The 23,438-nt window shown below is 35.9% G+C and carries 14 protein-coding genes; 4 read left to right on the top strand and 10 right to left on the bottom strand.

What is annotated here, in order from left to right; genetic code table 11:
* Positions 1 to 94: 94 nt before the first annotated feature.
* On the top strand, positions 95 to 2,209 hold the full coding sequence (locus OLM58_RS21785) for a TonB-dependent receptor domain-containing protein (protein WP_264530639.1): 2,115 nt from the start codon (positions 95 to 97) through the stop codon (positions 2,207 to 2,209).
* Positions 2,210 to 2,299: 90 nt separating this feature from the next.
* Here the strand turns inward: OLM58_RS21785 and OLM58_RS21780 are convergent, their stop codons facing one another.
* Both OLM58_RS21780 and OLM58_RS21775 read right to left on the bottom strand, forming a co-directional pair.
* Entirely contained in the window at positions 2,300 to 2,905 is a 606-nt protein-coding gene (locus OLM58_RS21780; protein WP_017496661.1) for an RsmD family RNA methyltransferase, read from the bottom strand.
* Positions 2,902 to 3,723 carry a DUF3822 family protein gene (locus OLM58_RS21775; protein ID WP_264530638.1) on the bottom strand — a complete coding sequence of 274 codons (822 nt, stop codon included), beginning with the start codon at positions 3,721 to 3,723 and terminating at the stop codon, positions 2,902 to 2,904. The genes OLM58_RS21780 and OLM58_RS21775 overlap by 4 nt, the downstream gene beginning before the upstream one ends.
* Before the next feature lie 244 nt (positions 3,724 to 3,967).
* Between OLM58_RS21775 and OLM58_RS21770 the strand changes: the two genes are divergently transcribed.
* Entirely contained in the window at positions 3,968 to 5,392 is a 1,425-nt protein-coding gene (locus tag OLM58_RS21770) for an ATP-dependent DNA helicase (RefSeq protein ID WP_264530637.1), read from the top strand.
* 82 nt (positions 5,393 to 5,474) lie between these two features.
* Positions 5,475 to 6,305, top strand: coding sequence for a 4,5-DOPA dioxygenase extradiol (ygiD, locus tag OLM58_RS21765; protein ID WP_264530636.1), 831 nt, complete (start codon positions 5,475 to 5,477; stop codon positions 6,303 to 6,305).
* 325 nt (positions 6,306 to 6,630) lie between these two features.
* On the opposite strand, the gene OLM58_RS21760 is transcribed toward ygiD, so the two are convergent.
* Positions 6,631 to 7,968 (bottom strand): PQQ-binding-like beta-propeller repeat protein, encoded by a 1,338-nt coding sequence (locus OLM58_RS21760; RefSeq protein WP_264530635.1) that lies wholly within the window; start codon positions 7,966 to 7,968, stop codon positions 6,631 to 6,633.
* A 140-nt stretch (positions 7,969 to 8,108) separates the two neighbouring features.
* On the opposite strand from OLM58_RS21760, the gene kdsB reads away from it, so the two are divergent.
* Positions 8,109 to 8,843 carry a 3-deoxy-manno-octulosonate cytidylyltransferase gene (kdsB, locus tag OLM58_RS21755; RefSeq protein ID WP_264530634.1) on the top strand — a complete coding sequence of 245 codons (735 nt, stop codon included), beginning with the start codon at positions 8,109 to 8,111 and terminating at the stop codon, positions 8,841 to 8,843.
* Between the two features lie 176 nt (positions 8,844 to 9,019).
* Here the strand turns inward: kdsB and OLM58_RS21750 are convergent, their stop codons facing one another.
* The 7 genes from OLM58_RS21750 to ggt all read right to left on the bottom strand — a co-directional run bounded on the left by OLM58_RS21750 (position 9,020) and on the right by ggt (position 23,412).
* A complete protein-coding gene (locus OLM58_RS21750) occupies positions 9,020 to 11,431 on the bottom strand; it encodes a thiamine pyrophosphate-dependent enzyme (protein WP_264530633.1) in 2,412 nt (803 codons plus the stop codon).
* 188 nt (positions 11,432 to 11,619) lie between these two features.
* Positions 11,620 to 14,370, bottom strand: a complete 2,751-nt coding sequence (locus tag OLM58_RS21745; protein ID WP_264530632.1) for an aminopeptidase — start codon at positions 14,368 to 14,370, stop codon at positions 11,620 to 11,622.
* Between the two features lie 300 nt (positions 14,371 to 14,670).
* Complete coding sequence (locus tag OLM58_RS21740; protein WP_017496653.1) at positions 14,671 to 15,399, bottom strand: TIGR00730 family Rossman fold protein; 729 nt, start codon at positions 15,397 to 15,399, stop codon at positions 14,671 to 14,673.
* Between the two features lie 519 nt (positions 15,400 to 15,918).
* Complete coding sequence (gene uvrA, locus OLM58_RS21735; protein ID WP_264530631.1) at positions 15,919 to 18,750, bottom strand: excinuclease ABC subunit UvrA; 2,832 nt, start codon at positions 18,748 to 18,750, stop codon at positions 15,919 to 15,921.
* Between the two features lie 100 nt (positions 18,751 to 18,850).
* Complete coding sequence (locus OLM58_RS21730) at positions 18,851 to 19,804, bottom strand: Fic family protein (RefSeq protein ID WP_264530630.1); 954 nt, start codon at positions 19,802 to 19,804, stop codon at positions 18,851 to 18,853.
* Between the two features lie 63 nt (positions 19,805 to 19,867).
* Positions 19,868 to 21,652, bottom strand: a complete 1,785-nt coding sequence (locus tag OLM58_RS21725; protein WP_264530629.1) for a chloride channel protein — start codon at positions 21,650 to 21,652, stop codon at positions 19,868 to 19,870.
* 74 nt (positions 21,653 to 21,726) lie between these two features.
* Complete coding sequence (gene ggt, locus OLM58_RS21720) at positions 21,727 to 23,412, bottom strand: gamma-glutamyltransferase (protein ID WP_264530628.1); 1,686 nt, start codon at positions 23,410 to 23,412, stop codon at positions 21,727 to 21,729.
* Positions 23,413 to 23,438: the final 26 nt, after the last annotated feature.

The raw sequence follows: 23,438 nt of genomic DNA, 5'->3' as shown, positions 1-23,438 counted from the left end.
TAATCACATTAACCCCGCATTAACCTTCAATTAACTTTCACGATTCTTTTTTAGAAGCATTTTTGCAGGACTATAAATTAAAATCAAACCAAAAATGAACATTAACTTGCTGGTGAAACTTTTTTTAATTCTCTTTTTGTTCTTATTTTCTTTAGCGGGATATGCACAAAGCGAGACCCCAAAAGACAGTCTTTCGAATACGCTAAATGAAGTTGTGATTGCTCAGAATAAAAAGACTTTTACGAATACAAATGGAAATGTAAAAGTCGATGTTGCCAATTCTATTTATAACGTTATTCCCAATACAATCGATTTGCTGGCAAAGTTACCAACTGTTCAAATCAGTTCAGATAGAGAAAGTATCTCTGTTGTGGGCAGAGGGAATCCTTTAATTTATATCGACAATCAAAAAGTAGGAATGAATGATTTGAATGCTTTGGCTGTGGCCGATATTAAAACGATCGAAATTATTCAGAACCCATCTTCTAAATATGAGGCCGAAGGGCGTTCTGTAATTTTGATTACCAGGAAATTTAGTAAAAAAGACCGTTTTAGAACTGAGATTTCTGAGGTTGCTTCTTTTAAAAAAAAGTACAATAATTATCTCGGATTTAATACCAGTTTTAAAAAGAACAAGCTGGAATGGAAGGCTAATTTTAATTACAATAAATTACAGCCCTGGGAAAATCACAGTATTGATTACCAAATTCCCAATGCCGAAATTGCCTCTAAATATGATGTGGAGGCCTATTCTAAAAAAAGGCAGTTTATTTTTGGAGGAAGTCTGTTTTATAAGATAAATGAAGAGGATTATTTTTCGTTTAGTGTTAACAGTAAGCTTCAGAAAGATATTTTTCCTATTCATACCATAACTTATAATAAGAATAAAGAGATAGAAAATAACGTGTTAACCTACAGTGATAATGATACCCGAAAGAATTTTGTAAACTCTTTTTTGAATTATAATAAAAAAATAAAAGCTATTGATGCACAGGTTTTTACTGGCTTGCAGTGGTCTGATTTTGATCAGGCATTGTGGAGTAATGTTAAGAATAAGTACAATGAAACTCCATTTGAATGGGCACAGCTTCGCGATCAAAAATTTAAGGTGAATGTCTTTTCGGGTAGAATTGATGCTGAAAAGAAGTTTAAAAATGAGATGAAATTTGAAATTGGAGGATTGTATTCTTCTGCCGTCTCCAAATCAGATTTTGATTTGTTACATTATGAAAATGAAGAAAAAGAGTTTAGCCATTATGATTTTAAAGAGCAAAATTTGGCGGGTTACAGTCAATTTTCGGGAAAAATTAAGAAAGTAGAATTCTCCGCTGGAGTAAGGGTTGAAAATACAAAGGTAGATGGGAAATTTAAAGCAGATTTGACGCCTCTAATCCGTAAAAATTACACTAATTTTTTCCCTAAAGTACAGCTTTCATTTGCGATAGACAGCTTAAAGAGTGTTAGTGTTAATTATGCCAAAAGTATCTCGAGACCTAATTATTCTTCTTTAAGTCAGGGAACAACTTATATCAATCCGTACTTTTTATATGCCAGAAATATTAATTTAGATCCCACGATTGTCAACGAGATTTCGTCTACATTTCAATACCATGATAAATCGGTGAAGCTAACGTATTATCAAAATACAAACCCTGTTTATAATAGTTTTTTCTTTGATAAGGAACTCAATATCATGACTTTTAAAGATGTGAATTTTGAGAAAGAGTCCGCCTTGATTCTTGATTTTGAATTGCCTTTCACTTATAGATTTTGGACTACTACAAACTCTTTGGTTTTTGTTTCAGAGAAAATTGAAGACTCTTCGGCCGTATTCAGGTCTTCAAAACCTTATTTTTATTATTACTCCAATAACGAATTTAGGCTTCCAAAAGATTATGTATTAGCGGTTGGTTTCAGGACAATTACAAAGCAGTACAAAGGAGTTTTTGAAAGAAATGCAAGAACGGTCGTAGATGTGGCCGTTTCTAAAACGTTCTTTAAAAATTGGAGTTGTGTGTTAAGTTTTAATAATGTGTTTAAAAGTATAACGGAAGCAGAAGTTTTTACCATTAACAATATCAGTTCGAAATCAAGATATTTGATCGATGAACATGAGGTTTCAGTTGCTGTAAAGTATTCTTTTGGAAAAGTAAGGGAATCCGAATTCAAAGGGAAGAGGATGGAGGAGAATTCAGATCGTATAAGATAAAACAGAGTTGTGAAATTGTCTTTCTGAGCGAAGTTTTAAACTTAAAATGTTCTGACTTCGCCCGATATGACAGTATTGGCAGAGCGAGGTTTACCCTTCGTCTTCTTCTGTTATTTTAGTCGATGAATCGTCTGGCAATTCTTCATCGTCATCAGTGGAGTTCAATTCGAAGAAACTAAAGAAAGATCCTCCGTAACTTTTTTGAAAAGAAAAATTACTCAAATGATCCATTTTGGTGTATTTCGAATGTTCGATAATCATCATACCGTCTTCGTGAAGTAATTCTCTTTCGAAAACCGTTACTACAATTTTCTCAAATGCTGCCTGGTCAAATCCATAAGGCGGATCGGCAAAAACAATGTCGTAGGATGTTTTACAGTTTTCCAGAAATTTGTAAACGTCACTTTTAGTTGCCGCGATGTCAAAATCGTATTCTGACGAAACCTGCTTGATGAATTTTACGCATCCAAAATCACCGTCTACTGAGGTAATTGGAGCACTTCCGCGGGAGGCGAATTCAAAACTGATGTTCCCGGTTCCTGAAAACAAGTCCAAAACCTTTAAACTGTCAAAACTAAAATGATTGTTCAAAACATTAAACAATGCTTCTTTACTCATGTCGGTTGTTGGTCTTACAGGAAGGTTTTTTGGCGGAAAAATGCGGCGTCCTTTGTATTTCCCTGAAATGATTCTCATGATTGGAATAGGATATAATGTTTTTGATTTTCGGTTGTGGTGAAGCTATTTCTTTGCTGTAAGGTGCTTACATCCAAAAAGGATATATGACGAATGTATTTATATGCAATGGCATAAAACGCATCGTTTTGGTCGATTGTGCCTAATAATTCAAGCGGAAAACTTTCAGGATTCAAACTTAATTGTTCGGCAGTAAAAAGCAAATAATAAATAAAATCTTCAGGTGTTTGATATTCAAATGAATTGAATAATAATAGTTTTTGATTCTGGACTACAATCACTTCAAAATGACCGGGGTTGAAATTAACGACCATTTTTTTATCGTCATTGTTTCTAGAAGCGTCCAGAATTTTTTCGACTAAAATACTGTTGGCATGTTTGTAATCAAAAGTGCCAAACTGATCGATGAAAAAATTGTTGATGTTAACATACGGTATATAAACCGCATTCATTTGGTATTTTGAAATCTGATCGTAAGCAAAAAAATCAGTTTCGAAAACTTTTGTATTGTATTGCAGGTAACTTCCAAGGTAGTTTTCATCAAACAAAGCCGTTGGAACAAAAGTAGAAAGATTGTTATTGTGAATCACTAAAACTTCATCGTAAGTTTCCGTTAGTTCCGGGTGATTTCTAAAAGCATCTCCAAACAATTCTTCAACTTTAGTCGTTTTGTGAAACGTATCGAAATGAATTTCTTTTAAAGAAGTAACCGTATTATTTAAAGTGTCAAAACAACAAAATGACAATCCGGTCAGAGAAACCTGAATAGAAAGCTTTTTGTAATTTTTTGAAGTGATGTTAGTGTTTTGTAATGACATATTGATTTACAATTCGTTACCTGTTTTACAAGAAGGAATTTTAGGCGACCACAAACTTACAAATTAAAAAGGAACAATAATAATTGCAATTTCAAAAAACAATTTCACATTCATTTTAAAAGAAAGTTAAGAAAAGTTTTTTTTGAAAAATTAATTTAGGGTTCTTTATGAATTCTGCCGGGATTAAAATTTTAAATTGGCATTGCCATTTAAAAAGACGAACTTTGTATCTTAAATTTACCCTATGAATTCAGCATTGTTTTACGGCGTTTTGCAAAAAAAATTTCCATTTGCACCAACTTATAAGCAGGATATTTTTTTTCAAAAAATCGCTATTTTTTTAACCGAACCGGCTAACGACACCATTTTTGTTTTGAAAGGATATGCAGGAACGGGAAAAACAACTGTGATTTCGACCATAGTGAACAATTTAGGGGATATTAATAAAAAGTTTGTCTTGCTGGCACCAACGGGACGTGCGGCAAAGGTAATCGCCAGTTATTCGAATACACCCGCATTTACGATTCATAAAAAAATATATTTTCCGAAGAAGTCTTCCGGTGGAGGCGTGGCTTTTACCAAACAGCAAAATAAACATAAAAACACCATTTTTATCGTCGATGAGGCCTCGATGATTTCTGATAATAATTCCGATTCAAAATTGTACGATAACGGATCACTGCTGGATGATTTGATTACCTATGTCTATTCGGGAACCAATTGTAAAATGATTCTTTTAGGAGATACTGCTCAGCTTCCTCCTGTAAATATGGATATTAGCCCGGCTTTGGATACGCATACTTTAGGGATTCACTATGGTAAAGAAGTCGAACATATCGAGCTGGACGAGGTCATGCGTCAGGAAGAAAGCTCAGGAATTTTGTTCAATGCGACAGAACTAAGAGAATTGCTGAAGGAAAGTTTTATTACTGAGTTTAGATTTAATGTTAGAGGATTCAAAGACATTGTTCGATTGACGGACGGGTATGACATTCAGGATGCTATCAATATGGCTTACAGTAATTATAGCATTGAAGATACCGCTTTTATTGTTCGCTCGAATAAAAGAGCCAATCAGTATAACGAGCAAATCCGAACCAGAATTTTATTTAAAGAAAGTGAACTGTCGGCAGGAGATTTTCTGATGGTGGTTAAGAATAATTATTTCTGGCTGAAAGAAACAGATGAGGCTGGATTTATTGCCAATGGAGATATTATCGAAGTTCTGGAGCTTTTTGGAATCAAAGAATTGTACGGATTTAATTTTGCAAAGGTGAAAATCAGAATGGTCGATTATCCGGACCAAAAGCCTTTTGAAACGGTATTGATTTTAGATACCATAAAAAGTGAATCTCCATCTTTAACCTACGAAGAATCCAATCGTTTGTATGAGGAAGTAATGAAAGATTATGAAGGTGAAAGTACCAAATACAAGAAGTTTCAGAAAGTAAAAGAAAACGAATATTTTAACGGTTTGCAGGTGAAATTCTCCTATGCGATTACGTGTCATAAATCGCAGGGTGGGCAATGGAACACCGTTTTTATCGAACAGCCGTATTTGCCAAACGGAATTGATCGCGATTACATCAGATGGCTGTATACGGCTATGACACGTGCTAAAAATAAGTTATATTTGATAGGGTTTAAAGACGAGAGTTTCGAGGAATAAAACACGAATTTCACTAATTGTCACGAATTTTTTAGATTTAGTAATGGTAAGATCTGCGAAATTCGTGTTATAACCATTTACTATGACAACACTAAACGACTTACATTCGATTTCATCTTCGTTTTCGAATACTGATAAAATGCCGGTTTTGTTTTTGGGACACGGGAGTCCGATGAATGCAATTGAAGAAAATCAGTTTGTGACCGGTTTTCGAAATCTGGCAAAAACACTTCCGCAGCCTAATGCTATTTTGTGTATTTCGGCGCACTGGTTTACCAATGGTACCAAAGTAACAGCGATGCAAATGCCCAGAACGATTCATGATTTCGGAGGATTTCCACAAGCTCTTTTTGAGGTACAGTATCCCGCAAAAGGAAGTCCGGAATTGGCTCAGGAGACTAAAAAAATATTAGAACCTGTGCCTGTAGATTTAGACGAGCACTGGGGACTGGATCATGGTGCCTGGAGTGTAATCAAACATCTGTATCCGGAAGCGAACGTTCCTGTGATTCAGTTGAGTATTGATTATACAAAGTCAGGACAATATCATTTTGAGTTGGCACAAAAGCTGCAATCGTTACGCCGCAAAGGAGTTTTAATTATTGGAAGCGGAAACATCGTTCATAATTTGCGATTGGTCGATTTCAGGAACTTTGATAAAGACAATTACGGATACGATTGGGCAATTGAGGCGCGGGAAACCATCAACAGTTACTTGTTGAACGATAATTTTCAGCCTTTGATTGACTTCGAAAAAATAAATAAAGCGACCCAATTGGCAATTCCTACTCCTGAGCATTATCTGCCATTATTGTATACTTTAGGATTAAAAGAAAAGTCGGAAGAACTTAGTTTGTTTAATGATAAACTATTGGCAGGTTCTTTGAGCATGACATCGGTAAAAATAATGTAATTCGATTTTGCGAATCTCTGCTGGTTATTACACAGAGATCCACAAAGATGCCACGGAGATTCGCTAAGATTATTTTCTCTTCTTCTAGGTTATAGTGATTGAAATAACTGTCGGCGATTCTCAAGTAATTTGTTGCTAAATATTATATAAAAAGGTTTCTCGCAGATTTTGCAGATTTAGGCAGATTAAATTTGGAAAAATCTATTACGCATTCTATGATGAAAAATCTGCTGGATCTGCAAAATCTGCGTGAGAAAAATTACGCAGCACAAAAAAACTCTGTGAATCTCTGTGGCATCTTTGTGAAGCTCTGTGGTATCCTAATTTATGATTCTTTTTCTAAGTTATACGCATACAGATAACCGTCAGCACTTCCGAAGTAAACCGTATTGTTGCTGATAAATGGCGAAGAAACAATCGATCCCAGTTTGTACAATTCATCCATTGCTTTTTTATTGTTTTCATATAGAGAAAGGTCTGTGTAGTGCGCAGCGTGACCAGAATCTAATAAATCATTTTTTAAGACAGAAGCAGCAAATTGCTTGCGATTCTCAGTACTTATGGTTTTAGATTTCTTTCCGTTTGAGAGAAGATCCAGACTAAAGAAATTGCCTGTAAAATCACCAAAATAAATAGTATTTCCTGCTATAGCGGGAGAATTATAGATGTAACCATTCGTTTTGAATCGATATTTTTCTGCACCATTTCTGGCGTCCAGAGCCAGTAGGGCATAGGTGTCTGAAGTTCCTACATAAACCGTATTATTTTGAATAACTGCAGTACTTAAAACCCAGGAATTTTCGGCATCGTATTTCCAAACCAATTTTCCGGTTTCGGCTTCAAGAGCAAAGAAGAATGGTTCTCTGGCTCCAAAAAAGACTTTTCCATCAGCAACAGCTACCGAGGATTGGATTCCTTTGAAACCCGGTTTTGTTCCTGTTGCAAAGCGCCAGATCTCCTTACCGGTTTTTATGTTTAAAGCGTATAGAACAGCATCCCAGCCGCCAACGTAAATTTTATTCTGATCGATTACCGGAGTTCCGTGGACAGGTCCGTTGGTTTTAAACTTCCATTTTAAACTTCCTGTTTTGGCATCCAGCGAATAAACATTTCCGTCACTGCTGCCAAACAACACAACAGCTTGTTTTTCTTTTTTGTAAACTACAGGAGACGACAGATAAAAACTCCATAAATCTTCCATGTATTGAGTTTCCGGCTTCAGTCCAAATATGCCCTTTTCTCCAAACCAATGTTCTCCATCGGTTTTAAATTTCCAGATTAATTTCCCGTTTTGAGTGTTTACCGCGTAATAGTTTCCGTCGAAACTTCCAAAGAAAACAGCATTTTCAAAGATACCGGGAGTGCTGTGGATGGCTCCGTTAGTTTTGAATTTCCACTTTGTTTTGCCTGAGTTTTCTTCAACAGCGTAAAGAAAACCATCTTCGCTGCCAATATAAACAATACCGTTTTTTGCAACTGGAGAGGAGAAAATTTTACCATCAGTTTTGAATTTCCATTTCAGGCTGGAAGTAGGCTGATATCCTTGTCCGTTGAAAATGCGATCTGTGAAGGCATTGTTTATAGTAGATTTTTTTTGGCAGAAGGCCGAGGGAATTAAAGTTAAGTTTAATAAAAGTAATGGCAAAATCAGGTGTTTTTTCATAGTGGTTTTTTCTGATAAATATAATGCATTTTTTAAGGGACTGTTCTTCAGATTTGTAAATTGCGACAAAGAATATTTTTTTTAAACTTATTAGTTTTGAATAGTTACATTTGTTTAGAAGTTTATAAAAGAAAAATAGAATGAAGATTATAGCTGTAATTCCGGCGCGATATGCATCAACACGTTTTCCTGCCAAACTAATGCAGGATTTAGGAGGGAAAACCGTGATTTTAAGAACGTATGAAGCAACCGTCGCTACAAAATTATTTGGCGATGTATTTGTGGTAACGGATTCCGATTTAATTTATAATGAAATTGTAAATCAGGGCGGGAAAGCAATTATGAGTATTAAAGAACATGAATCGGGAAGTGATCGAATTGCAGAAGCGGTTGCAGGTCTTGATGTTGATATTGTGGTAAATGTACAAGGAGATGAACCTTTTACTGAAGCCGGACCTTTAGAACAGGTTTTGTCTGTGTTTAAAGAAGACAGAGAACGCAAAATAGATCTGGCTTCTTTAATGCGTGAGATTACCGATGAAACTGAAATTAACAATCCGAATAATGTAAAAGTGGTGGTCGATCAGTCGCAGTTTGCTTTGTATTTTTCGAGATCAGTAATTCCGTATCCAAGAGATAAAGATGTTGGGGTACGTTATTTTCAGCACATCGGAATTTATGCTTTTAGAAAACAGGCTTTACTGGATTTTTACAGTCTGCCGATGAAATCTTTAGAAGCTTCTGAGAAATTAGAACAATTACGTTATTTAGAATTTGGAAAACGTATTAAGATGGTAGAAACCACTCATGTCGGAATCGGAATTGATACTGCCGAGGATTTAGAAAAAGCAAGAGCTATTTTAAAGGATATTTGATTGAAGCAGGTTAGGCGGGAAGTTTGTGAGATGTGAAACCTGAAACCTGAAACCTGAAACTTGAAACCTGAAACTTGAAACCTGAAACCTGAAACTTGAAACTTGAAACTAAAAAAAAACTCCCCAAACGAAATATATTTTCTTTTGGGGAGTTTTTTGTATAATGAGCTAAATTCTTAGTATAAAGCTGGATATTTAGAAGGGTTAACTTCGTGCATCATAGAGTAGACTTTTTCGAAAATATCTTCTGTAGAAGGTTTTGAGAAATAGTCACCATCAGTTCCATAAGCCGGTCTGTGCTCTTTTGCAGCAAGCGTTTGCGGTTTACTGTCTAAATGGTGGTAAGCATTCTGCTCTTCCATAATTTGCTGTAAAATAAATGCTGAAGCTCCACCAGGAACATCTTCGTCAATTACAAGCAAACGGTTGGTTTTGGCGATACTTTTTACAATGTCCTTATTGATGTCAAAAGGAAGAAGAGACTGAATGTCGATAACTTCACAGTCAATGCCTAAATCTAACAATTCAACAGCAGCCTGCTCTACCAATCTTAGAGTCGATCCGTAAGAAACAAGTGTAATATCTGAACCTTCTTTTAGAGTTTCAACCACACCAATTGGTGTTTTGAATTCACCAAAGTTTAAAGGTGTTTTTTCTTTTAAACGGTAACCGTTCAGGCATTCGATTACTAAAGCCGGTTCATCACACTCTAAAAGGGTGTTGTAGAATCCTGCGGCCTGAGTCATGTTTCTTGGAACGAGAACGTGAATACCACGAATGGCATTAATAATCATTCCCATTGGTGAACCTGAATGCCAGATACCTTCTAAACGGTGTCCGCGGGTTCTGATAATTAACGGTGCTTTTTGTTTACCTACTGTTCTGTATTGTAATGTTGCCAAATCATCACTCATGATTTGGATGGCATATAGTAAATAATCTAAATATTGAATCTCAGCAATCGGACGCAGACCTCTTAAAGCCATTCCAATTCCCTGACCAATGATGGTAGCTTCACGGATTCCGATATCGGCAACACGAAGTTCTCCGTATTTTTCCTGCATACCTTCCAATCCCTGATTTACGTCACCAATGTTTCCAACATCCTCACCAAAAATTAAAGTCTCCGGGTATTTGGTAAATAAGGCATCGAAGTTATCACGTAAAATCATTCTTCCGTCCAGGTCTGCTTTCGCGTCTTCGGCATATTTTGGAAGTACTTTTTCAACTGAAAATACATTTAAATCAGAATCAGAGTATAAGTTACTGCTGAATCTTGGTTGTGTAATTTCAATATAATTTGTAATCCAGTTGGATAATAAAACCTTACTGTTTGGTACTTCGATAAAACGCAATATCTTTCTTGCTATGGCAAGCATTTCCTTTTTTAAAGGTGATTTGATAGCGCTTAATTCCGAAATATATTTTTGTATTCTTTCTTTATGATTGATGCTGGCTTCAGCAATTTGTCCTAATAAAGCCAAAAGATTTTTCTGATCTTCAATAATTGGATTGATGAAAGAATTCCAAGCCTCTTTTTTAGCTTCAAGAACCTCTTTTTTCAAGTCAAAATCAATTTCAGCTAATTCTTCCGGGGATGCAATGTTGATGGCAATCATCCACAAACGCATTTGGCGGATACAGTCAAAATCTTTTTCCCAAGCCAGTCTCTCTGCATTTTTATAACGTTCGTGTGAACCAGAAGTAGAATGTCCTTGCGGTTGTGTTAATTCGTTTACGTGAATTAAAACCGGAATGTGCTCTTCACGTGCAACAGCACCGGCTCTTTCGTAGGTTGAAACCAATTCAGCATAATCCCAGCCTTTAACTCTGAAAATTTCATAACCTTTGGAATCCTCATCACGTTGGTATCCTTTTAAGATCTCAGAGATGTTTTCTTTTGTAGTCTGATGTCTGGCGTGAACCGAAATTCCGTATTCATCATCCCAAACACTCATTACCATCGGAACTTGTAGAACTCCTGCAGCGTTTATAGTTTCAAAGAACAAGCCTTCAGATGTACTGGCATTTCCAATAGTTCCCCAGGCAACTTCGTTTCCGTCTACTGTAAATTTATCTTTAACAGTAATTCCGTCAACATTTCTATAAATTTTTGAAGCCTGAGCTAATCCTAATAATCGTGGCATTTGCCCGGCTGTAGGAGATATATCTGCGCTTGAATTTTTTTGTTTTGTTAAATCTTTCCAGGAGCCGTCTTCGTTTAAACTATGTGTTACAAAGTGTCCTCCCATTTGTCTTCCGGCAGACATTGGATCAAAATCTAAATCGGTATGGCCATATAAACCTGCGAAAAACTGTTTTGGAGTCAATTCGCCAATAGCCATCATAAAAGTCTGATCGCGGTAGTATCCGGAACGAAAATCTCCATTTTTGAAGGCTTTCGCCATGGCAAGTTGCGGAACTTCTTTACCGTCTCCAAATATTCCAAATTTGGCTTTCCCTGTCAATACCTCTTTACGTCCTAAAAGACTACATTCACGGCTCGTAACCGCAATTTTATAGTCGTTCATTACTTCAGTTTTGAAATCTTCGAAAGTAAGTGTAGTATTATTTTTTTCTTTAATCATAATCTCAAATGGGTAATGTTTCGGAGCAAAAATAATTAAAAAGTATCAATAATCATAATTCATTAAAGTAAATATAATTTAATTATATGTAATTAAATTGCTAAAACAGGGTGTGTTTTTTAATTGATATTTAGTTTTTTTGTTTTTTTAGTGCGAATAATTTATGTTTTTATAACTAATTCATTCGATTAAAGCCATTTTCTAGTAAAAAGATTAAGTAATGTTTTTGGTGAAAATGTGACGATAAATCGTATTTTTTCGCTGTATTTATTTTGCGAAATCTCCCATCCGTTATTAGAATAAACCGGAAAGTACAATTCAAAATAATCAGGAACCAGATTTAATCGGATACCACTATCATATCTGAAATTTTCGCTTTGATGCTTGCTTCTCATTAAACCTACATCTCCGTAAACCTCAATCCAGTTCCAAATAGCATAGCTCGCATTTAGTGTAGCCATCCATTGATTGGCATATCTTGGTGCTATTTTAGATTTAAAACCACCTTCGGCTATTATATATTGCTGGCTGAAAATTCCGGTACTTTCTGATCTGCCGAAAAAATTGTAATCAAACATATAATCAGACGGTCGGTCTAAACCAAAACTAAAATAATCAGAGTTTGTTCGGTTGTATAAAAAACTTCCGGCGTACAATCTTAAATTTAGTTTGCGATTGTTTTCAAAAAGTCTTCTGTATTCAATTTCTGCAGCTACTTTTCCAAATTTTCCTGAGAACTGAACATCCGTCATAAAATTAAAATGATTTACCAGTTCCATTTTTGTATTAACGTAACGGGCATTAAAAACAGAATAATTTGGAGTGGAATTGTCTTTGATGTAAGTACTTGCTTCACGATTTACAATAACCTGTCTGAACATGATCAGTTGTTTTCGGTTATCTCTGAAATTTTCTTCACGTATTCTAAACTGTACCATCGGATTCAGTCTCAAATAGGTGGCATCAGGAGCGTAGTGGTAATAATTTTGACTTAGGGAATAGCGTACATTATATAAGGTGCTGTTTCGGTAGTATTGATTCCAGGAAAATGAGGAAGAACCGGAAAAAGTTTTCGCATTAATCGAATAAGCCGGATCGATATCAAACGTAAAAGGTTTGTCTAAAATTGTTTTGTTGTGAAGACGCATGCCGGGAGTCAGACCGTCGTAATAGTTGTAATTAAGAGTCGGTATGTATAAAATTTGATTGTAATAAGGATCTTCGAGATCTTTGGCAAAATTAAATTTGATAGGGCGATTAGTAATGACTAAACTTTTTATGGATCTCCAATTGTTTCTTTGGTTGTATTCCGGAACCTCATTGTCATAGTTGATGACAATTTTGTCGGCATTTTTTCTTTCAAAAATATAGGTTGAATCGGCAGTTTTTGGCTCAACCCATTTTTTAAAAACAACTTCATTATTATTAATTCCATATATAGGAATCGGAGCATAGATACCGGTTCTGTTTTTAATTCGAAAAGCGACAGTGTCTTTCGTTCTTGAAACATGGGTGAACTTATAATCGATGATGTCACGTGAACCTATAATGGTATTAAAAAACCAGTCAATCTTTTTTGGACTTTTTTTGGTTAGTATTTCTTCTAAATCGTATCGGTTTGTCTGTTCCGTTTTGTTTAAATCGTAGAATTCCTGTACACTTTCGGGAACAATATTGTGATTTAAATAATCATCTAAATAGCTAAGACTTAAACCTGCACGATATTTACTCGCGATTTGTTCGTTGAATTTGATTAAAGTATTTTTCGGATCACCCAAAGGCTGATCCAGATTTTTACGAGCCATTAACATATAGTAATAGCTGTATTGCTCGTTGAAAGTCAAATTAGTGATGTTGAAACTTGAAAAAAGTTTCATATCAGAAAGCCTTCCGAGCATTTTTTGATCCAAATGGTTTTCTTCGATGTACTTCATCATCGCATAAATCTGAATACCGTCATAAACCCAGTTGTCCTTTCTGGGGTCCAGACGCAGACTGTTTTTAAGATAGTTATTCAGATAAGTTTTCAGGAATGTAATTTCAAAAACAAACTCGTCTGAAAATGGACTAATAAACGAAGGCAGCTGGTTGAGTCCGTAGAATGGATTTCGATCGTAATCTACCTGAGAAACAGTGATTTTTTGGTGTGGATATTTTCCAATAAAAGAGTTAGCAAAAGTGACCACTTTATTGATGATAATCGCACTCTGAATTTCGGTTAGTCTTTTGTTTTTAAGATTTGTAAGTACCTCAAGTGATCCGTTATCGTAACTTTTGAAGCCATTTTGTTTTTCGATAAACAGACTAAAATCAGTTCTGTTTTTTCCCGAGAACTGGTAAGTTTTAAAGGAAGAGTTAGTGTTATCTTCCGAGACCTGATTCAAATCAGTCGTTATAGCATACTGGTTGGGTACTTTTATTTCAAGTTCATAATCTGTACTTGAATTGGCAATATCGTCCAAATTGAAATTGTCGTATTTCATAAAACGGTGATTCTCAAAACGGGCAGGAGTTAAGAACCAGTCTTTTAAATTCATTCCTCCATTTTGATCAAAACCATAACGGGTAAATTTGTCACTTGGGATTTTAGTAATATAAATTAAGTGCAAGTCAATTTTTTCTCCCGGGCGCAATTTTTTGTTTAGTTTTACTACAATATAGTCTGGATTTTTTTCAGTTCTTTCCCATTCAAGTGCGGAATTGTCTGAATCAGTAAGACTTAAAACAGTTGTGCTTCCTCTTTCAGAAGTTTTTGCTAAGTGGAAACCTCTGTAAAATTCATCAGAAAATCGTCTGGCTAATGGTGTGTTTTTATCGGAGAAAGCATTGTTCCAATCGTTAAGAACTATTGAAATCAAAGAATCATTTGAAGTGTTGTGATAAGTGATATCCTGTTTGATATTCAGGGTTTTGAGTTCTATGTTAACAGCGACTTCCATCTTAGACTGATGTTGCGCATATTGTTTTATCGAGCTGAATAGAACAAAAAGATAGAATATAATTTTATAAAATGATTTCAAGGATAGAGCAAATGATTTAAATTATAAATAAACTCACAAGTAAATAATGATTCTGGTTTTTTGTAAAAATAGCATAAAAAAAGCTGTTTAAAAAACAGCTTTTAATTTTTGTAGTATTTTATTTAACTGAATCATACATAGTGCTATACTTGTCTCAGTTTTTAACGGCTACGTGCGAAATTTAAATTTTCAAATTTGTTTAATAGACAGATGTCTATATTAGAAATTTGGACTCAAATCGTACTTTTTGTAGAATTTATCCAATACGTCAACTACTTCATCTTCAGTATCTACGATTTTAAATAAGTTCAAATCTTCAGGGCTAACCGTGTGCATTTTTTCTACCAGTACAGTCTTAACCCATTCGATTAATCCTGACCAGAATTCAACTCCAACTAATATAATAGGGAATTTTCCAATTTTTTTAGTTTGAATCAAAGTGATTGCTTCGAACATTTCGTCAAGAGTTCCAAAACCTCCCGGCATTACCACAAAACCTTGTGAATATTTTACAAACATTACTTTTCTCACAAAGAAATAATCGAAATTAAGGTTTTTATCGTGGTCAATATAAGGGTTGAAATGCTGCTCAAAAGGCAATTCGATGTTTAATCCAACCGAAGTTCCGCCTCCTAAGTGAGCTCCTTTGTTTCCGGCTTCCATGATTCCGGGACCACCTCCTGTGATAACTCCGTAACCTGCTTTACTAATTTTATAAGCAATTTTTTCGGCTAATAAATAGTATTTGTCTTCTGGTTTTGTTCTTGCCGAGCCGAAAATCGATACACATGGGCCAATACGCCCCATACTTTCGTAACCGTTTACAAATTCAGCCATGATTTTAAAAATCGCCCAGCTGTCATTCGTTCTGATTTCATTCCACGTTTTTTGTTTTAAACGGTCCTGAATTACTTTATCCTCATCATTATCAAAATCTTCTAATCTCATTTTAGGTATTTTATAATTTATATTTTTTTTAAAATTGTTCTCTTTTTAGCATTGACAAAAGAGTGGTGCCCGTTTACAGATTTTTGATCGAATTGTTGTTTTTCTATCAAAAAAAGCACTGTCAAAATTTGAGATTTTGACAAAAAGGCTAGCTAAATTAAGCCTTTTTTTGTGAATTGGTGCAAAAAATAAAATTTATTAATTTAAATATAGCATCTAAATAAAAGGGGTTGATGAATTGTTATTCATTATCAGTAAATTAAGACGGTTTTGTGGTAATTTTTTATTTCTACGGATTAAAATTTGTTGTTATAGATCTGTCGTTCCTTCGGAATTTGTTTTCCGCGCAAGTAGAGCCATTGGCTCGATCCATTTTGTAGAGACGGATTTTAATCCGTCATATAAATCAAACCAAATAATAAATAGAACCGTAGGTTCGGCCAATAGTATTTTTTGCAATTATATCAATTGACAAAAGAAAAATCATTGCCAAAGTTGCAAACCTTGACAATGATTTTATTATTCTAATTCCTTTTTCAAAAATTTAGCGGTATAGCTTTTCTTGTTTTTAGCTACTTCCTCGGGAGTTCCTTTGGCGATCAATTGTCCACCGCCTTTTCCGCCTTCAGGACCAATATCGATAATATAGTCTGCGAGTTTAATGACGTCCATGTTATGCTCGATTACTAAAATCGTATTTCCTTTGTCGACTAATTTATTGATGACATCCATTAAAACGCGAATATCTTCAAAATGCAATCCTGTTGTAGGTTCATCCAGAATATAAAAAGTATTTCCGGTATCTTTTTTTGATAACTCACCGGCGAGTTTGATGCGTTGTGCTTCACCGCCTGATAATGTTGTGCTTTGTTGTCCGAGTGTGATATATCCCAATCCAACATCCTGAATAGTTTTTACTTTTCGATAGATTTTCGGAATGTTTTCGAAAAATGGAACTGCTTCATCAACGGTCATGTTCAAAACATCTGAAATAGATTTTCCTTTGTATCGAATCTCCAGTGTTTCTCTGTTAAAACGTTTGCCCTGACAGGTTTCGCATTCTACGTAGACATCTGGTAAAAAGTTCATTTCGATGGTTCTAACGCCAGATCCTTCGCAGGTTTCGCAGCGTCCGCCTTTTACGTTAAAACTAAAACGTCCCGCTTTATAACCGCGAATCATGCTTTCGGATGTCATGGTAAACAGGTTTCTAATCTCTGTAAAAACTTCAGTATAGGTCGCCGGATTCGAACGCGGAGTTCTTCCAATCGGACTTTGGTCGATATCAATTACTTTGTCGATATGTTCTAATCCCTCAATTTTTTTATACGGTTGCGGTTTTTTAACACCATTAAAATAGTAAGCATTTAAAATGGGGTAGAGTGTTTCGTTAATCAAAGTTGATTTCCCACTCCCTGAAACACCTGTCACACAGATCAGTTGTCCTAAAGGCAGTTCAATAGATACATTTTTTAGGTTGTTTCCTGTTGCTCCTGTTAATTTTAGTGATTTACCATTTCCTTTGCGACGTTCCTTAGGAATCTCGAGTTTCATTTTACCGTTCAGATATTGAGCGGTAATAGTATTAGATTTTAATGTTTCTGCCGGAGTTCCAATGCTGATGATTTCTCCGCCATATTTACCCGCTTTTGGGCCAATATCAATTACATAATCGGCAGTTTCAATCATGTCTTTATCATGTTCTACCACAATGACCGAGTTCCCGATATCACGTAATTGTTCTAGTGATTTAATCAGTTTTTCGTTGTCTCTTTGATGTAAACCAATACTTGGTTCATCCAGAATATACAAAACACCAACCAGTTGTGATCCAATTTGAGTTGCCAGACGAATACGCTGCGCTTCACCTCCCGAAAGTGATTTTGAACTTCGGCTTAAAGCCAGATAATTCAAACCAACATTCATCAGGAAGTTTAAGCGATCCTTGATTTCTTTAACGACCTCTGAGGCAATCAAAAGTTGTTTGTCGGTCAGATGTGTATGTAAATCCAGAAACCAGGTGGTTAAATCAGAAATATCCATATCACACAAATCGGTGATGTTTTTTTCATTAATCTTGAAAAACAGAGCTTCCTTTTTCAAACGGGAACCTTCACAAACGGGACAATTAACTTCGTCCATGAAATCTTTTGCCCAACGTTTAATAGTGGTGGAGGCACTTTCGTCATATTGATTTTTGATGAAATGAGAAATTCCTTCAAAATCTATTTTGTAATCGCGGGTTACACCAAGGTCTTTAGAGTTTACAGTGAATTTCTCTTTTCCGCCATGTAGAATTGTATTCATGGCTTCTTCAGAAATTTTCTCAATAGGATCCGTTATTTTAAAGCCGTATTTTTCACCAATAACTTCTAACTGTTTAAATATCCAGGAAGATTTGTATTCGCCAAGCGGAGCAAAACCTCCGGCTTTGATAGATAATTTCGGATTTGGAATAATTTTTTTGGCATTGATTTCGTGTACTGTTCCTAAACCGTTACAATGTGGACAAGCTCCTTTCGGAGAGTTGAAGGAGAATAAATTAGGTTCCGGATTTTGATACGAAATACCCGTCGAAGGGCACATCAGGTTTCTACTGAAATAACGTACTTCATTAGTATCCTGATCCAAAATCATCAAAACGTTTTCGCCATGATGCATCGCCGTATTGATACTTTCAGAAAGACGTTTCTGATTGTCTTCGGTATTTTCAATCAGCATTCTGTCTACTACAATTTCAATATCGTGCGTTTTGTAACGGTCAAGTTTCATTCCGGAAACCAAGTCCTGAACTTCACCATTGACACGTACTTTTAGAAAACCTTGTTTGGTAATTTGCTGGAACAACTCTGCATAATGACCTTTTCTGGCCTTAATTACTGGAGCTAATATATTGATACGTTTTCCGTTAAAATCCTGTATGATCAAATCTTTGATTTGCTCGTCAGAATAAGAAACCATTTTTTCTCCCGTATTGTAGCTGTACGCGTCGGCACCTCTGGCGTAAAGAAGTCTTAGGAAATCGTAGATTTCGGTAATGGTTCCAACAGTAGAACGTGGACTTTTACTGGTTGTTTTTTGTTCAATTGCAATTACGGGAGAAAGTCCGTCGATTTTATCTACATCGGGACGTTCCAGGCCTCCAAGAAACTGTCTGGCATAAGCCGAAAATGTTTCTACATAGCGACGCTGTCCTTCGGCATAAATAGTATCAAATGCTAAAGATGATTTTCCCGAGCCCGATAGACCGGTAATAACTACCAGTTTTTCACGCGGAATTGAAATGTCTATATTTTTTAGATTATGAACTCTTGCACCAAGAACTTCAATAGTATTGTCTTTTTCTAACATAAATTTGAGCAAAACGCAAAGTTACCACTTTGATTTGTTCTTTTTATACTGGATTGTAAAAGTTTATGTTACAAATAGTAACAAAAAACGCTAACCAAAGTTAGCGTTTTCTTTTGCGTGTAAGCATGTATTCTTCTATGGCTTCTTTGGTAGTGTACCAGTTTCGGCCTTCTTTATAAGCATCTATTTTACCTGTTCTGGCAAGTAAACTTACATATTCCTGACCGTATGGGGTTTCAGGTTCGCTTACAATATCGGATATTTTTTGATAATCATAATCATTGCCCGGCATTGCATTTAGATAGATATTTAAAGTTCGTTCTAAAGCCTGACACATCAAAAGGGTTAATTTCTGATAATTGCCATTGTTTGCCTGATTAAGGGCGTCGTAATATTTCTTTCGGTCATTTTTTAGGATAATAGCCGGAGGAAAACCGCAACGCATTAGCAATAAATTCATACTTAAGCGCACTGTACGGCCGTTTCCATCAAAAAAAGGATGAATCCAGACCAACTTATGATGGTAAATCGTAGCCAATTCAATATCGTTGAGATCTAATGGATTTGTATTGATAAAATCAATTAATTCATCAAGATAATCTGAAACTTTGTTGGCATTGGGCGGCATAAAATTTGCTCCGGAAATTCGAACTCCGCCATTGCGCAAACGGCCGGCAAAATCATCTTCAATAGAACGCAAAACTAATCCGTGAATCGACAAAATATCAATGCTTCGGAGTTTGTAGGTATCGTCTATAATTTCATACAGATAATCAATCGCCTTATCATGATTGTGGGTTTCAAAATGTTCCCGAAGCGATTTTCCTTTGATGGTAATACCTTCCTGAATGACCATTTGGGTTTCGCGAAGGCTCATTGTATTTCCTTCAATACTGTTCGAATTGTAGGTCCATTCTAAAGATAAACTCTCTCTGATTTTATGCAAAGCAATGTTGGGCAGTGGTCTGCTGTTTTGCAGATCGAGCCTTTTTTGATACAATCGATCAAAGGTAGATTGAAATTCAGTTCTATATGTTAAGTCTATATCCCACATTACCCAACAAAAGTACTTCTTAATATCGGATAATCCAAAATTTTAACCTATCCGATATTAAGGCTACTCAATTGTCATAGAACGCAGTTTGGTTCTATAGGCTTCAAGTGCTATCGATTTGGAAATGAATCCATAATATTTTTCGTTGCGGATCACAGGAAGAAAGGCTGTTTTGGATTGTTCGAATTTACTCATCACAATTTCCATACTGTCAGAAGATGAAATAGTGACTAGCGGTGTTTTCATTACATCCTTAATGGAAGTGTATTTGACACGATAAGCATTAAAGATAATTTCACGTATATCATTAAAATGAACAATACCAACGAGTTCCTTCTCATTGTTTACAACAGCAAAGACCACTTGGTTGGAGTGTGAGATAAGATCAACAAGTTTGCCTAAATTTTCATCCGGATGCACCGTTAGGTAATCGCATTGGATGATTGTATCAATATCTAAAGTCGATAATATATTAGAATCTTTATTACTTGTAAAAGCATGTCCTTTTTTAGCTAAGCCCTTAACGTCTAGGGAATATTTTTCAAAACGTTTTGAAATGGCGAAACTAATTGAAGATACAATCATTAGCGGGATCATTAAGCTGTAACCGCCCGTAATTTCGGCAATTAAGAAAATGGCGGTTAGTGGAGCGTGAAATAATCCGCTTAAGATTCCGGCCATTCCAACCATCGTAAAATTACTGATTGGAAGTTTTGACAGACCAATTAGGCTAATGAACTTCGAGAAAAAGTACCCCAAATAGGACCCCAGAAATAAAGAGGGAGCGAAGTTACCACCATTTCCACCGCTTCCGAGGGTAAGTGCCGAGGCAAAAACTTTGACCATCATGGTGCATCCTACAAACAACAGTAAAACCCATTGATTGTTTCTGAAATCTTCAAATAAAGTATTGTTTAATATTTTCCCCGGATCAGTTTCAGATAGCGTTTTGATACTCTCGTAACCCTCACCAAATAATGTTGGAAAAATAAAGATAAGCAAGGCCAATAACGAGGAACCTATTAAAGCTTTTTTATAGGCTCCTATTTTTAGACTGGCAAAATAATGCTCGACTTTTTGAAAATTTCGAGCATAATAAACGGCCATGAAACCAGTTAGTATCCCTAAAAGAACATAAAAAGGAATATTATGGTAATTAAAAGCTTCCTGTTTTTTGAAAGACAATAAAATGGTTTCGTCTAAGACGATAGCTGAAACTAAAGCTCCCGTTGCGGCCGAAATCATGATAGGGGTAAAGGCAGAAATGCTTACATCTACCAGTAAAACTTCGATGGCAAAAAGAACTCCGGCAATTGGAGCGTTAAAAGCCGCGGCAATTCCCGCAGCAACACCACAGCCAATAAGCAAAGTTCGATCCTTATAAGGGAGTCTGTAATTTTGGGCGAAATTCGATCCAAAAGCAGCTCCCGTAATCACAATAGGACTTTCCAAACCCGCAGAACCTCCCAGACCAACCGTTAACGAACTGGTAACGATTTGGGCATACATTTGTTTTCTGGGAATTATACTTGCTTTTTTTGCAACGGCATATAATATTTGTGAAGTTCCTTTTTCGATGCTTCCGTTCAAAACCCTTTTGATCACAAATACAGTAAGTACAATACCAATAATCGGCAGGATACTATTAATAAAGCTTAGTTTTAAAATTCCATTTATATAAGTGGCAAATGAAAAAACACTGTGGGCAAAAGTTTTTAAAACAATTACCGCCAAAGAGCAGGAAATACCAATTAAAACGCTTGACAGGAAAATAAATTGCTTTGGAGTCATTAACGATTGTCCTAAAGCGATAATGTTTTCTAGTTTTCTAAAATATTTTTTTAGCATGCTGTTTGTAAATGGTTAGGGAAATACAAATTTAGTTTATAATGTTTGAAAACAAATGGAAATAGAGAACTAAATTAAAAACCAACCGCAGTATCGTCTCCACGAAAATCAGCCCCGCCTTCAAGAGAATTGTCCGGAAGAACCAGAATACAATCCAGTTTACCAATTACAGGAGCGTTTTTTTCATTGATCAGATATCCTTTTGCTTTTAGCTTGTCAATTGTAACATTGCTAAAGGCACCAGGTTCAAATGTAATAAGATCCGGAAGCCATTGGTGGTGAAAACGTGGAGCATTCACTGCTTCCTGCATGCTTAAATTATATTCGTACACATTCAAGATGGCCTGTAATACCGAAGTGATAATAGTCGATCCGCCCGGAGTACCTACCACCATAAACAGTTTGCCGTTTTTTTCAACAATCGTAGGAGTCATTGAACTTAACATTCTTTTTTGGGGTGCAATACTGTTCGCTTCATTACCTACCAAACCAAACATATTAGGAGATCCCGGTTTTGCACTAAAATCGTCCATTTCATTGTTTAAAAAGAAACCTAATTCATCACAGTAGTATTTTGATCCAAAGGCATCATTTATGGTTGTAGTAGCGGCAACGGCATTTCCTTGCGCATCTACGATCGAATAATGAGTCGTTTCGGTACTTTCATTGTACGTTACTTTTCCTTCTTTAATTTCAGAGGATAAACTCGCTTTTTCAGAATCGAAATTTGACATTCTGTCTTTTAAATACGTATCAGACAATAAAGCATTCATCGGAATTTTTACAAAATCCGGATCGCCTAAAAACTGACTTCTGTCTGCATAAGCTCTTCGCTCAGCTTCAACGATCACCTGAATAGATTCCGGAGTGTTGTGTCCCATTTTGGATAAATAAAAAGGACTAATCATTTTCATAATTTGAGCCAGACAAATTCCGCCGCTGCTTGGTGGCGCCATGGATGTTATTTTCAGTTCTTTATAATCAAACTGTAATGGTTTTCTCCATTTGGCTTCGTATTTTTCTAAATCTTTAAGTGTTATGATTCCTCCTTTTTTCTGGATATAATTTACTAAAGTTTTAGCCGTCTGCCCTTTGTAAAATTCATCTTTTCCGTTCTTTTGAATACGCTTCAAAGTACTGGCCAGAGCGGGATATTTGATCGTATCATTTTCCTTAAATTTTCCTGCCATAAGGGTATTCGGGCCATTTACTTTTACAATCGCGTCGTGATAAGCTTCCAGTTGCTTTTGCTGTTTTAGGGTTACGATCACACCTTTTTCGGCAAGGGCAATAACAGGTTTTAAAATTTCGGACATCGGCAGAGATCCTAGTTTCTTATGAACTGCAAAAACTCCGGCAACAGTTCCCGGAACACCAATAGCCAAAGCCGTTTCGGTGCTCTTTCCTTTAATGACATTTCCGTCTTTATCCAGAAACATATCTTTTGTTGCAGCCAGTGGTGCTTTTTCACGATAATCCAATGATCCAACTTCGCCATTGGCTTTTCGGTAAACCATAAAACCGCCCCCACCTAAATTTCCTGCATACGGAAAAGCAACAGCCAGTGCCAGTTCGGTACCCACCATTGCGTCAAAAGCATTACCGCCTTTTTTCATGATATCTGCCCCAACTTTAGAAGCTTCGGCACGTGCCGAAACCACCATCGCTTTTGAAACAACAAGCCCGGTTGGTTTTATTGGGTTTTGCTGCGCAGTACAGCTAATATAGATTAGCGTAAATAAGAAAGTTATTTTTTTCATGTTGATGTAAAATTAAAAGGTATTAT

It is taken from the genome of Flavobacterium sp. N502540, from assembly GCF_025947365.1.
Lineage (GTDB): Bacteria > Bacteroidota > Bacteroidia > Flavobacteriales > Flavobacteriaceae > Flavobacterium.
This window is presented reverse-complemented; position numbering and strand designations above follow the sequence as displayed.

What these genes read in the sequence shown, in the direction of transcription:
- OLM58_RS21740 (WP_017496653.1), bottom strand. Translation starts at nt 15,399, where the DNA reads ATGAGATTAGAAGATTTTGATAATGATGAGGATAAAGTAATTCAGGAC.
- OLM58_RS21775 (WP_264530638.1), bottom strand. Translation starts at nt 3,723, where the DNA reads ATGTCATTACAAAACACTAACATCACTTCAAAAAATTACAAAAAGCTT.
- uvrA (WP_264530631.1), bottom strand. Translation starts at nt 18,750, where the DNA reads ATGTTAGAAAAAGACAATACTATTGAAGTTCTTGGTGCAAGAGTTCAT.
- OLM58_RS21750 (WP_264530633.1), bottom strand. Translation starts at nt 11,431, where the DNA reads ATGATTAAAGAAAAAAATAATACTACACTTACTTTCGAAGATTTCAAA.
- OLM58_RS21770 (WP_264530637.1), top strand. Translation starts at nt 3,968, where the DNA reads ATGAATTCAGCATTGTTTTACGGCGTTTTGCAAAAAAAATTTCCATTT.
- ggt (WP_264530628.1), bottom strand. Translation starts at nt 23,412, where the DNA reads ATGAAAAAAATAACTTTCTTATTTACGCTAATCTATATTAGCTGTACT.
- OLM58_RS21725 (WP_264530629.1), bottom strand. Translation starts at nt 21,652, where the DNA reads ATGCTAAAAAAATATTTTAGAAAACTAGAAAACATTATCGCTTTAGGA.
- OLM58_RS21745 (WP_264530632.1), bottom strand. Translation starts at nt 14,370, where the DNA reads ATGGAAGTCGCTGTTAACATAGAACTCAAAACCCTGAATATCAAACAG.
- OLM58_RS21780 (WP_017496661.1), bottom strand. Translation starts at nt 2,905, where the DNA reads ATGAGAATCATTTCAGGGAAATACAAAGGACGCCGCATTTTTCCGCCA.
- OLM58_RS21760 (WP_264530635.1), bottom strand. Translation starts at nt 7,968, where the DNA reads ATGAAAAAACACCTGATTTTGCCATTACTTTTATTAAACTTAACTTTA.
- OLM58_RS21730 (WP_264530630.1), bottom strand. Translation starts at nt 19,804, where the DNA reads ATGTGGGATATAGACTTAACATATAGAACTGAATTTCAATCTACCTTT.
- kdsB (WP_264530634.1), top strand. Translation starts at nt 8,109, where the DNA reads ATGAAGATTATAGCTGTAATTCCGGCGCGATATGCATCAACACGTTTT.
- OLM58_RS21785 (WP_264530639.1), top strand. Translation starts at nt 95, where the DNA reads ATGAACATTAACTTGCTGGTGAAACTTTTTTTAATTCTCTTTTTGTTC.
- ygiD (WP_264530636.1), top strand. Translation starts at nt 5,475, where the DNA reads ATGACAACACTAAACGACTTACATTCGATTTCATCTTCGTTTTCGAAT.